The organism is Achromobacter sp. (genome assembly GCF_036567245.1).
GTDB lineage: Bacteria > Pseudomonadota > Gammaproteobacteria > Burkholderiales > Burkholderiaceae_B > Achromobacter.
This window is the reverse complement of sequence record NZ_DATCUY010000099.1, coordinates 1-12579: the sequence shown is the minus strand read 5'-3', so window position 1 is coordinate 12579 and position 12579 is coordinate 1. Positions and strand designations below refer to the sequence as shown.

The 12579-nt window shown below is 66.9% G+C and carries 12 protein-coding genes; 9 read left to right on the top strand and 3 right to left on the bottom strand.

The window, feature by feature from the left end:
- Together VIR09_RS04270 and VIR09_RS04265 are read right to left on the bottom strand one after the other, a co-directional pair.
- On the bottom strand, positions 1–508 hold a 508-nt coding region (locus VIR09_RS04270), incomplete at its 3' end, for a hemerythrin domain-containing protein (RefSeq protein WP_332011748.1).
- Between the two features lie 12 nt (positions 509–520).
- Entirely contained in the window at positions 521–1681 is a 1161-nt protein-coding gene (locus VIR09_RS04265) for a D-alanyl-D-alanine carboxypeptidase family protein (RefSeq protein WP_332011747.1), read from the bottom strand.
- A 308-nt stretch (positions 1682–1989) separates the two neighbouring features.
- Here VIR09_RS04265 and VIR09_RS04260 point away from each other — a divergent pair, with 308 nt between their 5' ends.
- The 9 genes from VIR09_RS04260 to VIR09_RS04220 all read left to right on the top strand — a co-directional run bounded on the left by VIR09_RS04260 (position 1990) and on the right by VIR09_RS04220 (position 11571).
- Positions 1990–2460 carry an HU family DNA-binding protein gene (locus VIR09_RS04260; protein ID WP_332011746.1) on the top strand — a complete coding sequence of 157 codons (471 nt, stop codon included), beginning with the start codon at positions 1990–1992 and terminating at the stop codon, positions 2458–2460.
- Between the two features lie 151 nt (positions 2461–2611).
- Positions 2612–3124 (top strand): MarR family transcriptional regulator, encoded by a 513-nt coding sequence (locus tag VIR09_RS04255; RefSeq protein WP_332011745.1) that lies wholly within the window; start codon positions 2612–2614, stop codon positions 3122–3124.
- 49 nt (positions 3125–3173) lie between these two features.
- A complete protein-coding gene (locus VIR09_RS04250; RefSeq protein ID WP_332011744.1) occupies positions 3174–4394 on the top strand; it encodes an MFS transporter in 1221 nt (406 codons plus the stop codon).
- An 84-nt stretch (positions 4395–4478) separates the two neighbouring features.
- A complete protein-coding gene (gene leuS, locus VIR09_RS04245) occupies positions 4479–7136 on the top strand; it encodes a leucine--tRNA ligase (RefSeq protein ID WP_332011743.1) in 2658 nt (885 codons plus the stop codon).
- Between the two features lie 11 nt (positions 7137–7147).
- Positions 7148–7810, top strand: coding sequence for an LPS assembly lipoprotein LptE (gene lptE / locus VIR09_RS04240; RefSeq protein ID WP_332011742.1), 663 nt, complete (start codon positions 7148–7150; stop codon positions 7808–7810).
- Complete coding sequence (holA, locus tag VIR09_RS04235; protein ID WP_332011741.1) at positions 7811–8866, top strand: DNA polymerase III subunit delta; 1056 nt, start codon at positions 7811–7813, stop codon at positions 8864–8866. It abuts the gene before it with no gap.
- Between the two features lie 114 nt (positions 8867–8980).
- Positions 8981–10261: a glutamate-5-semialdehyde dehydrogenase gene (locus VIR09_RS04230; RefSeq protein WP_414639386.1), complete on the top strand. Its 1281-nt coding sequence runs from the start codon at positions 8981–8983 to the stop codon at positions 10259–10261.
- A 139-nt stretch (positions 10262–10400) separates the two neighbouring features.
- Positions 10401–10778: a hypothetical protein gene (locus tag VIR09_RS04225; RefSeq protein ID WP_332011739.1), complete on the top strand. Its 378-nt coding sequence runs from the start codon at positions 10401–10403 to the stop codon at positions 10776–10778.
- 4 nt (positions 10779–10782) lie between these two features.
- Positions 10783–11571 carry a 2-keto-4-pentenoate hydratase gene (locus VIR09_RS04220; RefSeq protein ID WP_332011738.1) on the top strand — a complete coding sequence of 263 codons (789 nt, stop codon included), beginning with the start codon at positions 10783–10785 and terminating at the stop codon, positions 11569–11571.
- A 57-nt stretch (positions 11572–11628) separates the two neighbouring features.
- Here VIR09_RS04220 and VIR09_RS04215 read toward each other — a convergent pair.
- On the bottom strand, positions 11629–12579 hold a 951-nt coding region (locus VIR09_RS04215; RefSeq protein WP_332011737.1), incomplete at its 5' end, for an amidase.

Sequence of the window (12579 nt, the reverse complement as noted above, 5' to 3'; positions counted from 1 at the left end):
CGATGGCGACCAGCGCATCGTCCGGGATCAACCTGGCCGCCATCGGCAGCAGCTCGCTCTCTTCGCGCTGGATATGCGCGGCGTAAGCATCGGTGAAATCCTGGATCTGGCTCGCGGGCAGATCGGCCTGGCGGCCCGCCGCGATATCGGCAAGCGCCTGGCGCAACGGTTCCCAGCGCAGCGCCAGTTGCCGATGCTCGGCGACCAAACCATCCACCAGCGCATGCAGGCAGACCGCGTCGGACCCCGCCATAGATTCGATCAGCGCGGGAAACAGGTCTTCTTCCTCGTCCTCATGGTGATGCGCGGCCGCGGTATCGAAGTAGCGCAGGACGCTGGCCGCCGCAGTCTGGGCCACGTCATCGCTGCCATGCGTGGGCAGGTGCCTGGCCAGGCGCCCCAGCGTGGCGCACTGGCGGGAAATGCGTCCGTGACAGGCTGACAGCAAGGCCAGCGGATCATCGGCTCCCGGCGCCGGGGCCGGACCTCCAGGAAAGCTCACCGCCATTGCACACCTCCGTTATCCGGCGTGGCCACGCCACCACAAGCGGATGGAATCCCACGCGCGCCCCGCGAATCCCGCCTCGGCCACCGGCTCCAGCGCCACCACGGGAAACTGCATGGCGGGCTTGCCGTCCACCAGCACGCGCACAGCGCCCACTGGGGACTGGGCCGCGATCGGCGCGATCAGCGGATCCTGCGGCGTCCAGACCGGTTCGACCTTGGCGCCCGCAGGCACCGTCACGTAAGCGTCGCGCGCGAATCCAGCCTTCAGGCTGTCGTGCTCGCCCTTCCATACCTCGGGCGTGGCGACGGCCTGGCCGCGCGCGTACAGCTTGATGGTATTGAACCCCTGAAAGCCCCACTCCAGCAACTCGCGGCTTTCCTGCGTGCGCAGCTTGTCCGACGCCGTACCCACCACCACCGTGATCAGGCGGCGTTGATCGGCGCCATTGGGCCGCTGCGCCGTGGCGACGATGCAGTAGCCCGCCGATTCCGTGTGCCCGGTCTTCAGGCCGTCCACGCTGGGATCCAGCCAGAGCAGGCGGTTGCGGTTCGGTTGCGTGATCTTGTTGAAGGTGAACTGCTTGGCCGAATCGTAGGTCTTGTAGAGCTGCGGATAGTCGCGGATGAAGCGCGCGGCCAGCACCGACAGATCGCTGGCGGTGGAGTAGGTCCCAGGATCCGGCAGGCCGTGGGGGCTGGCGAAATGCGTGGCGTGCAGGCCCAGCCTTGCGGCGGTATCGTTCATCCGCGCCACGAAGGCCTCGACGCTGCCCGACACCGCCTCGGCCAGCGCGATGGCCGCGTCGTTGCCCGACTGGATCATCAGGCCGCGCAGCAGATCGTCCACCGACACCTTCGAGCCAGGCTCCAGGAACATCTTCGAGCTGCCCGCCGGCACCTTCCAGGCGCGGGTCGACACCGTGACCAGTTGCGTCGCCGACAGCTCTTTCTTGCTAAGAGCCTCGAACACCACATAAGCCGTCATGATCTTGGTCAGGGACGCGGGCTCGATCCGGGCGGTCGCCGCGTGCGACGCGATCACCTGTCCGCTGGTCTCGTCCAGCAGGAGCCAGGCCTTGGCCGACAAGGCCGGCGCGGGCACCGTCTGCGCCATGGCTCCCGACATGCATGCGGCCGCGACGATCAGGCTCGCCGCCAACTTCTTCATCAACATATGGCTTGCTTCACTTCCATGCTTGGGTTTTTCCCGCACGGGTCTCGCGCAGGGCACGCAATTGGAACACGCGCGGCGCAGTTGGTTCAGTGCCGGTGACATCTGAAAAATTGCGCGATGGATGTCACCACATCTTGCTGGAGCCCTTCTACAAAGCACTTTCTGTGTCGAAAACAACAAACAAGGGCCAAAAACCCGCTAGAAAACCGCATTAACCGTCACTCTTCCGCTATCATCGGCCGCGTAGCGTTAAACGCCGATATCCGGCGCGCGCGCTGCTCCATGTCCTCAACATACGGATTTTGACCATGGCCACGAAAGCAAAAGCTCCTGCCAAGAAAGTCACCAAGCCCGCCGTCAAGGCGCCCGCAAAGAAGGCAACCGCCGCAAAAACCGCTGTGAAGCCCGCTGCCAAGCCGGCCGTCAAGAAGGTCGTCGCCGCAAAGAAGGTCGCTGCTGCCCCCAAGGCCATCAAGGCTGCTCTGAACAAGACCCAGCTGATCGCCTACATCGTTGAGCAATCCGGCGTTGAAGCCAAGTCGGTCAAGGCCGTCCTGGCCAGCCTGGAAACCTCGGTGCTGAGCTCCGTGGACAAGAAGGGCGTCGGCGAATTCACGCTGCCCGGCCTGTTCAAGGTTGCCGTGCAGAAGGTTCCCGCCAAGGCCAAGCGCTTCGGCAAGGATCCGTTCACCGGTGAAGAGCGCTGGTTCCCCGCCAAGCCGGCTTCGGTCAAGGTGAAGGTTCGCCCGCTCAAGAAGCTGAAGGACGCCGCGCAGTAATTCCGCGCGTAATCCGGTCAAGCCGGAAGGGCCCGCCTCGCAAGAGGCGGGCCCTTCTTTTTTGCCGCAGCCCTTGCCGCAAGCGTGGCGTCCTCATTTGAATTTATCTTCATGTTAAGATACTTCACGTAAAAATAAACGCCGTATATCCATGAATGACCTTGTCGATCTGGTGATCTCGCAATGGACCCGCGAATGCCCTGCCCAGGACTTCGCCGCCATGTCCGTCGTCACCCGCGTGTTCCGCCTGAACGCGCTGGCCGCGCGCAACGTGAACCGCGGCTTTCGCCGCTACGACCTGCACCAGGGCGAATTCGACGTGCTGGCCACGCTGTACCGCAGCGGCGCCCCCTATGCGTTGAATCCGCAGAAGCTGGTGGAAGCGCTGCTCCTGACCTCCGGCGCGATGACCAACCGGCTCGACCGCCTGGAACAGGCCGGCCTGCTCACTCGGAGTCCCAATCCGGAAGACCGGCGCGGCGTCATCGTGTCGCTCACGGCCGAGGGCCTGCGCGTCATCAAGCTGGTATTGAAGGACTATCTGAAAGACCTCAATGAACTGCTCGATCCCCTGTCCGCCAGCGAGCGCAAGCAGTTGGCCGGCCTGCTCAAGAAGCTGCTGATCAAGCAAGACCAGGAAACGCCCGGCGGCATCGGCACCTGAGCCTGCCGCCCGAAGTCCCCCCGCAGCTCCCCTTTCCCGATCCAGATCCATGACTTCCGCTTCCCAGTCCTCCGAGACGCCCGCGCTGACCGCGCCCATCATCCTGCTGATGTCGGTGGCCACCGGCCTCGCGGTCGCCAGCAACTACTACGCGCAACCGCTGCTGCACACCATCAGCGAGCAATTCTCGCTGTCCACCGCCACCGCGGGCACTATCGTCACCACCGCGCAGCTGAGCTACGCCGTGGGCTTGATGCTATTGGTGCCGCTGGGCGACATGTTCGAGCGACGCGGCCTGGTCGTCCTGATGAGCCTGCTGTCTTCGGTCGGCCTGCTGATTTCCGCCTTCGCCCCCAATATCACCGTGCTGATCCTGGGCACCGCGCTGACCGGCATGCTGTCCGTGGTGGCGCAGATCCTGGTGCCTTTCGCCGCGACGCTGGCCGCGCCCCACGAACGGGGCAAGGCCGTGGGCACGGTCATGAGCGGGCTGCTGCTGGGCATCCTGCTGGCCCGCACCGTCGCGGGCGCGCTCGCCGACGTGGGTAGCTGGCGCACGGTGTACTGGGTCGCCGCCATCCTGACGCTGGGCATGTCCGCCGCCCTGTGGCGCCTGCTGCCGCGCCACCAGAGTCCCGCCGGGCTGAGCTATCCGCGCCTGCTGGGCTCGATCCTGCGCATGTTCATCGAGGAGCCGCTGTTCCGCGCCCGTTCGCTGCTGGGCGGGCTGCTGTTCGCCGCCTTCAGCATGCTGTGGACGCCCCTGACCTTCCTGCTGGCCAGCCCGCCCTACCAATACAGCAACACCACCATAGGCCTGTTCGGCCTGGCGGGCGCCGCCGGCGCCTATGCCGCCAACCGCTTTGGCCGCATGGCCGACCGGGGCATGGGCAACCTGGCCACCCGCGCCGGACTGCTGTTGCTGCTGGGCTCCTGGGGGCTGATGGCTTTCGGCCAGGTATCGGTGCTGGCCTTGCTGGCCGGCATCCTGATACAGGATCTGGCTATCCAGGGCGTGCATGTCACCAATACCAGCTCCCTCTACCGCCTGCGTCCCGAGGCGCGCAGCCGGCTGACCGCGGGCTACATGACCAGCTACTTCATCGGCGGCGCATCCGGTTCGCTGGTATCGTCCTGGCTGTACGCCCATTTTGGCTGGCCCGGCGTGGTCACGGCGGGCGCCGTCCTCGGGGTGATTACGCTGGCTTACGGCGCCCTGGCGCCCAGTGCGCGCATCCCGGAAACGGCTCCGTCCCCTGCCCGCGCCTAGCACCTCCTATAATCAGGGGTTTTGACCGCCTCCGCGCCCGCGCGGCGAGGCGGCTCACCCTTTTTTGCCACCGTGCACGAGCCCATGCAGGAACGTTACCTCCCCACTACCGTCGAAGCAGCCGCCCACCAAGACTGGCAGGCCCGCGACGTCTACCTGGTCCATGAACACGCCAAGAACGCCGACGGCTCCGAAAAGCCGAAGTTCTACGCCTGCTCCATGCTGCCCTACCCCAGCGGCAAGCTGCACATGGGCCACGTGCGCAACTACACCATCAACGACATGATGGCCCGCCAGCTGCGCATGCGCGGCTACAACGTCCTGATGCCCATGGGCTGGGACGCCTTCGGCATGCCGGCGGAAAACGCCGCCATCAAGTCCAAGGTGCCGCCGGCGAAGTGGACGTACGACAACATCGCCTACATGAAGAAGCAGATGAAGGCGATGGGTCTGGCGATCGACTGGTCGCGTGAAATGTGCGCCTGCGATCCCCAGTACTACAAGTGGAACCAGTGGCTGTTCCTCAAGATGCTGGAAAAGGGCGTGGCCTACCGCAAGACCCAGGTGGTCAACTGGGATCCGGTGGACCAGACCGTGCTGGCCAATGAACAGGTCATCGACGGCCGCGGCTGGCGCTCGGGCGCGCTGGTCGAGAAGCGCGAGATCCCCGGCTACTACCTGCGCATCACCGATTACGCCGACGAACTGCTGGGCGCGGTCCAGAACGACCTGCCGGGCTGGCCCGAACGCGTGCGCCTGATGCAAGAGAACTGGATCGGCAAGTCCGAGGGCCTGCGCTTCGCCTTCCCGCACAAGATCGCCGGCCAGGATGGCCAGCTGATCCAGGACGGCAAGCTGTACGTCTTCACCACCCGCGCCGACACCATCATGGGCGTGACCTTCTGCGCCGTGGCGCCGGAGCACCCGCTGGCCACGCAGGCCGCCTTGTCCAACCCGCAGCTGGCCGCGTTCATCGAACAATGCAAGCTGGGCGGCACGACCGAGGCCGAAATGGCCACGCGCGAAAAGGAAGGCATGCCCACGGGCCTCTTCGTCACGCACCCGGTCACGGGCGCCGAGGTCGAGGTCTGGGTCGGCAACTACGTGCTCATGAGCTACGGCGACGGCGCCGTCATGGGCGTGCCGGCGCATGACGAGCGCGATTTCGCCTTCGCCAGGAAGTACGACCTGCCCATCGTCCAGGTCGTGGACGTGGCCGGCAAGGCATACTCCACCGACGCCTGGCAGGAGTGGTACGGCGACAAGCAAGCCGGCCGCACCATCAATTCGGGCAAGTACGACGGCCTCTCGCACAAGGAAGCGGTCGATGCCATCGCGATCGACCTGGGCGCGCAAGGCCTGGGCGAAAAGCAGACCACCTGGCGCCTGCGCGACTGGGGCATCTCGCGCCAGCGCTACTGGGGCACTCCGATCCCCATCATCCATTGCGCGGATTGCGGTCCGGTCCCGGTTCCGGAAAAAGACCTGCCGGTGGTCCTGCCCGACGACCTCATCCCGGACGGCAGCGGCAACCCGCTGACCAAGAACGAGGCCTTCCTGTCCTGCGCCTGCCCCAACTGCGGCAAGCCCGCGCGCCGCGAAACGGACACGATGGACACCTTCGTGGACTCGTCCTGGTATTTCATGCGCTATACCTCGCCGGGCAACGATAACGCCATGGTCGATGCGCGCAATGACTACTGGATGCCGATGGACCAGTACATCGGCGGCATCGAGCACGCGGTGCTCCACCTGCTGTACGCCCGTTTCTGGACCAAGGTCATGCGCGACATGGGCTTGCTCAACTTCGACGAGCCCTTCACCAAGCTGCTGTGCCAGGGCATGGTGCTGAACCATATCTACTCGCGCAAGACGCCCCAGGGCGGCATCGAGTATTTCTGGCCGGAAGACGTCGAAAACGTCTATGACGAGCGCGGCGCCATCGTTGGCGCCAAGCTGAAGTCGGACGGTTCCGCCATCACCTACGGCGGCGTGGGCACGATGTCCAAGTCCAAGAACAACGGTGTCGATCCGCAATCGCTGATCGACACGCTGGGCGCGGACACGGCCCGCCTGTTCGTCATGTTCGCCAGCCCGCCGGAACAGACCCTCGAATGGTCCGACTCCGGCGTCGAAGGCTCCAACCGCTTCCTGCGCCGCCTCTGGTCCATCAGCTACGGCCAGCGCGAAGCCATTGCGCGCGGCCTGGCCCATGGCGCCGACTGGTCGCAGGCGCCGGCCCCGGTCAAGGATCTGCGCCGCGAAGTCTACGGCCTGCTCAAGCAAGCCGACTACGACTACCAACGCATCCAGTACAACACCGTCGTGTCCGCGTGCATGAAGATGCTCAACGCCATCGACGACGCCAAGCTGCCGGAAGGCGCGGCCGCGGACGCCGCCTACGCCGAAACGCTGGGCGTGCTGCTGCGCGTGCTGTACCCCGTGGTGCCGCACATCACCTGGCACCTGTGGCGCGACCTGGGCTACTCGCACGAGCTGGGCGACCTGCTCGACGCGCCCTGGCCGCATGTGGACGAAGCGGCGCTGGTCGCCGACGAGATCGAGCTGATGCTCCAGGTCAACGGCAAGCTGCGCGGCTCCATCCGCGTGGCCGCCAAGGCCGCCAAGGAAGACATCGAGAAGCTCGCGGCATCCCAGGAAGAGGTCGCCCGCTTCCTGGAAGGCCGTCCGCCCAAGCGCGTCATCGTGGTTCCGGGCAAACTGGTCAACGTCGTAGGCTGATGAGGTCAAGCATGCACTTCGCCGGGCAACAAACGCATTCCCCCCGCCAGTCCTGGCTGCTGCGCGGCGCCTGCCTGGCGCTGTTCATGCTGCTCTCCGCTTGCGGCTTCGCTTTGCGGGGAGTCACCCCGATGCCGTTCGATACGTTGTACGTCGGCATTCCCGACACCACGCAGTTCGGCGCTGACGTGCGCCGCGCGTTGCGTGCGGCCTCGCCAGACACGAAGCTCGTGGCCACCCCCAAGGAGGCGCAAGCGATCCTGCAGCAGGTCGGCGACACCCGCAGCCTGCGGGAAGTCTCGCTGAACGCTCAAGGACGGGTCGAGGAATACGAACTCGGCATCAACTACACGTTCCGCCTGATCGACGCCAAGGGCCGCGCCCTGATCCCGGACACCACGCTGTCGATCTACCGCGAAATGCCCTATGACGACCAGGTCGTACAAGCCAAGCAAGGCCAGATCGACACGCTGTACAAGGCCATGCAGCGCGACCTCGTATCCCGCCTGCTGCGCCGCATGACCGCGCCGGAAGTGCGCAAGGCGTTCGAGAACGCCGAACAGCGCGCCGACGACGGCGAGACCCCGCTGTACGACCCGACCGCGCCGGACCAGAAGCGTACGCCCACGCCGTGGCAGACGCCGTCCACCACAGACCCGGCCATCCTGCGCTAAATGGCACAGCCCCTGGACGCGGATCGCCTGGCCGAGCATTTGCAGCGGCCAGGCAACCGCCTGGCGCCGCTCTATACGGTATCCGGCGACGAACCCTTGCTCGTGACCGAGGCCGTGGACGCCCTGCGCGCCGCGGCCCGCAACGCGGGCTACACCGAGCGCCTGTCCATGGTGATGGACGCTCGCAGCGACTGGAGTTCGGTCACCGCCGCCACCCAGAGCGTGTCGCTGTTCGGCGACCGCCGCATTCTTGAAATCAAGATCCCGACCGGCAAGCCCGGCAAGTCCGGGGCCGACACCCTGGCCAAGCTGGCCGAACAGGCCGAAAAGCAGGCGGATCCGGACACGCTCGTCCTGATCGCCCTGCCCCGGCTGGACAAGGCCACCCGCGAAAGCCGCTGGGTGCAGGCGCTGAACCGCGGCGGCATGATGGTCGACATCGCCAACATCGAGCGTGGCCGTCTGCCCGCCTGGGTCGGCATGCGCCTGGCGCGCCAGAACCAGCGCGCCGACAGCGCCACGCTGCAATGGATGGCCGACAAGGTGGAAGGCAATCTGCTGGCCGCCCACCAGGAGATCCAGAAGCTGGGCCTGCTCTACCCCGAAGGCCAACTGGCCGCGGAAGACGTGGAACGCGCCGTGCTGAACGTGGCGCGCTACGACGTCTTCGGCCTGCGCGACGCCATGCTGGCCGGCGACATCGGCCGCACCATCCGCATGATCGATGGCCTGCGCGCCGAAGGTGAAGCCCTGCCGCTGGTGCTGTGGGCAGTCGGCGAGGAAATCCGTCTGCTGGCCCGCGTCGCGGAAGCCCGCGCCCTGGGCCAGGACGTCAACGGCCTGATGCGCCGCCTGCGTATCTTCGGCGCGCACGAGCGCCTGGCGCTGCAGGCGCTGGGCCGTGTGCAGCCGAACGTGTGGCCCGCCGCCGTGCAGCACGCCCATGAGGTCGACCGCCTGATCAAGGGCCTGTCCGTGCCTGGTCGCCTGTCCGATCCCTGGGAAGAAATGACGCGGCTCGCGCTGCGCGTCGCCGCCGCCGGCGGACGACCGTGAAGGCGGCATAGCCGCCGCCTTCGCCTCCCCCTCCGGCCTCCCGCTGGAACTCGCCCGGTCTGACGGCCGGATATAAACTGAATCTCCAGGCGGCGCCCGCGCCGCCCCACTTTCATGATCGACGCTGCCATGTCCACGTCCTCCATCGAACACGCCATGCTCACCCTGGGCGAAAACGCCCGCCGCGCCTCGCGCGCCATGATGCGCGCCAACGGCGCCGCCAAGAACCAGGCGCTGCTGGCCATGGCCGACGCCCTGGCCGCCAGCCACGACGAACTCAAGGCCGCCAACGAGAAAGACCTGGCGGCGGCCCGCAGCAATGGCCTGGAACCGGCCCTGCTGGACCGCCTGACCCTGTCGGACAAGACCCTGGCGCACATGGCCGAGGGCCTGCGCCAGATCGCCGCCCTGCCGGACCCCATCGGCAGCATTACCGCCACCAGCGTGCGTCCCAACGGCATGCGCGTGGCGCAGATGCGCGTTCCGCTGGGCGTGATCGGCATCATCTACGAATCGCGTCCCAACGTGACCATAGACGCGGCCGCGCTGTGCCTGAAGTCCGGCAACGCCGCCATCCTGCGCGGCGGCAGCGAAGCCCTGCACTCCAATATCGCGCTGGGCCGCGTGGTGCAGACCGGCCTGGCCGCCGCGGGCCTGCCGCAGGACGCGGTGCAGGTCGTCGCCACGGCCGACCGGGCCGCCGTCGGCAAGCTCATCACCATGACCGAGCACATCGACGTCATCGTGCCGCGCGGCGGCAAGGGCCTGATTGCCCGCCTGTCGCAGGAAGCGCGCGTGCCGCTCATCAAGCACCTGGACGGCAACTGTCACGTCTATATCGACGCGGCGGCGGACCCGGACAAGGCGCACGCCATCGCCTTCAACGCCAAGACCTACCGCTATGGCATCTGCGGCGCCATGGAAACCCTGCTGGTCGACGCGGTGGCCGCCGTTTCCATCCTGCCCAGCCTGGCCGCGGCCCTCACCGAGCATGGCGTCGAATTGCGTGGCTGCCCGCGCACGCTGGCCCTGCTGCCGCACGCCAAGCCCGCCACCGAAGAGGATTGGGCCACGGAATACCTCGGTCCCATCCTGGCAGTGCGCATCGTCGACACGCTGGACGATGCCATCGAGCACATCGCGCGCTGGGGCTCCGGCCATACCGACGCCATCGTCACCGAAGATCTGTCCACGGCGCAGCGCTTCCAGCGCGAGGTCGACTCCAGCTCGGTCTACGTCAACCTGCCGACCTGCTTTGCCGACGGCTTCGAGTACGGCCTGGGTGCAGAAATCGGCATCTCGACCAACCGGCTGCATGCGCGCGGCCCGGTCGGCCTGGAGGGCCTGACCACGCTGAAATGGGTGTTGAGCGGCGAAGGCCAGGTGCGCGGCTGACCCAGGGCGCCATGGCGCGCGAAGGCTGACGCGGCCCTGAACACGGGGCCGCGGCAAGCCTTCTACAATACGGTCGGCAATTTTCCGCAGGCTTTTCCATCATCCGAACGCGGCACACCGCGTCTTCCCGAGATCCCCCATGTACTCACCCGCGATGGCCATGGCCTTCAGCCTCTTCTCGCTCTGCTTCATCACCTGCACGCTCAGCGGCATCGTGCTGTTCTTCAAGCGCAATCAGATCAACGCCAAGCTGAAGCACCCGTACCTGCAGCACCGCCCGTTCAATCAGTATCCCCTTGCGATCCAGGCGTCCATCATGCTGGATTATTTCTTCCGCTTGATGTTTCCCGGCACGCGCTTCTGGCTGATCGGCAACGCCAACGATCTGCTCCCGCACGTTGAGCCGAAGAAGACCCCGCTGGCCCTGAAGTGGCCGATCGTCGGCTTCTGGGGCTCGTGCTGGCTCGGCCTGATCGCCATGATCGTCCTCTGGATCATGCTGTTTATAGGAGCTTGAGCGCATGCAGATCAAGATCGAAGATTATCCCGGCAGCCTCGATGCGGCGCGCTACCTGATCGCCGCACGCGAATCCGGCGTCGCCGGCCCGCGCCTGCCCGCCGACTGCCGGCCGCAATCGCTGAACCAGGCCTTCGCCGTGCAGCAACGCACCGCGCAACTGCTGCTGGAAAAACATCAGGACGACATCGGCGCCTGGAAGAGCGCGTTGCCCACGCCCGAGAAAAGCGTGGTCGCGCCGATCTACGCCTCGACCGTCGCCTATGCCGAAGCCGGCCCGGTCGCAGCCCGGACCGGCACCGTGCGCATCGAACCCGAGATCGCGTTCGAAATCGCCCGGGATCTGCCCGCCCGCCCCCAGCCCTACAGCGAAGCCGACGTGGACGCGGCCATCGGCGGGGCTCGTCTGGCCCTGGAAGTCCTGGGTTGCCGCTATGCCGCCCCGGAACACGCCAGCCTGCCCGAACTGCTGGCCGACCACATGTTCAACCAGGGCCTGGTGCTGGGTCCGCGCATCGCCTCGCCGCACGATGCCCCCGACAGCATGAGCATTACGCTGGCCGTCGACGGCGTCGAAACCGAGCAGCATGCGGGCATCCACCCGAACGACCGCCCCAAGGCGGGACTTTACTGGCTGGCCAACTTCCTGCGCGAACAAGGCCTGGGACTGCGCGCCGGGCAACACGTCATCACCGGTTCCTATGCCGGATTCCTGGACGTGCCCGCCAACCGCGACCTGGAGCTCGCCTACGGCGACCTCGGCATCCTGCACCTGCGTTTCAGCACGCCCTAGCCCGGCATTCATTGGCGCCATGGCCGCATTGCGCGGCCCGCGCGGCAACGCGCGACGCTAACGGGCCGCAGGCTCGGCGATGTCGATGGGGGCTGCGGCCGCCTCGATGATTTCGCCCACGTCCAGGCACAAGTCCTCGCGGTAGCGCCCCGCCACCACCTGCACGCCGACCGGGCTGGCGCCCGCGCCGCTCATGGCGCTACCCATCGCCACCGACAGGCCCGGCAAGCCCATGAACGGCACACCGATCTGCGTCATCTGCGCGCGCCAGACGCGCGCGTAAGCGGCGTCGCCTTGCAGGTCCAGCTTGTCCGGCAACGGCAGCTCGGCCGATACCGGCAGCAGCAGCACGGGATACTCGGCGAAGAACAACTCCCATAGCCGGGTCAACGTGGCGCGCCGCGTCAGCGTCGCCGAAAAACTGGCGAGATCGGCGCCGGCAGCCTTGTCGCGCTGGCCGGCCAGCGCAACAAGAGCGCCACGGTCACCCTCTTTTTCGGCGGCTGCGACCATGGCTTCGTAGCCGTCGGCCAGCCACATGCGGATCTGCAGATCCGCCGCCTCCTGCATCGGAGGCACCGCATCCAGCGTGTCCACCGTCCAGCCTGCCTCGCTGAGCCGGCGCGCGGCTTCCTGCAAGGCCTTGACCACGGCGGGCTGGGTATCCATTCCGTCCGGATTCAGGCACAGCGCCGCCCGGCGCGGCGCCTCGGGGCCTACCAGGGGAGCGGGCACCCACCACGGGTCGCGCGGATCCCGCGCCGCCAGCGCAGCCAGGCCCAGCCTCAGGTCGGCGATGCTGCGTCCCAGGGGGCCGGACACCGCGGTCAGTTGCCCGCCGATGGAGCGCTCCGGCAAGGCCGCGTTGTACGCCGCCACGCGTCCCAGCGATGGCCGCAAGCCGTGCACGCCGCAGGCATAGGCCGGATAGCGGATGGACCCGGCGATATCGGTGCCATGCGCCAGATGTCCGATGCCGGCGGCCACCGCGGCGGCCGCGCCGCCTGA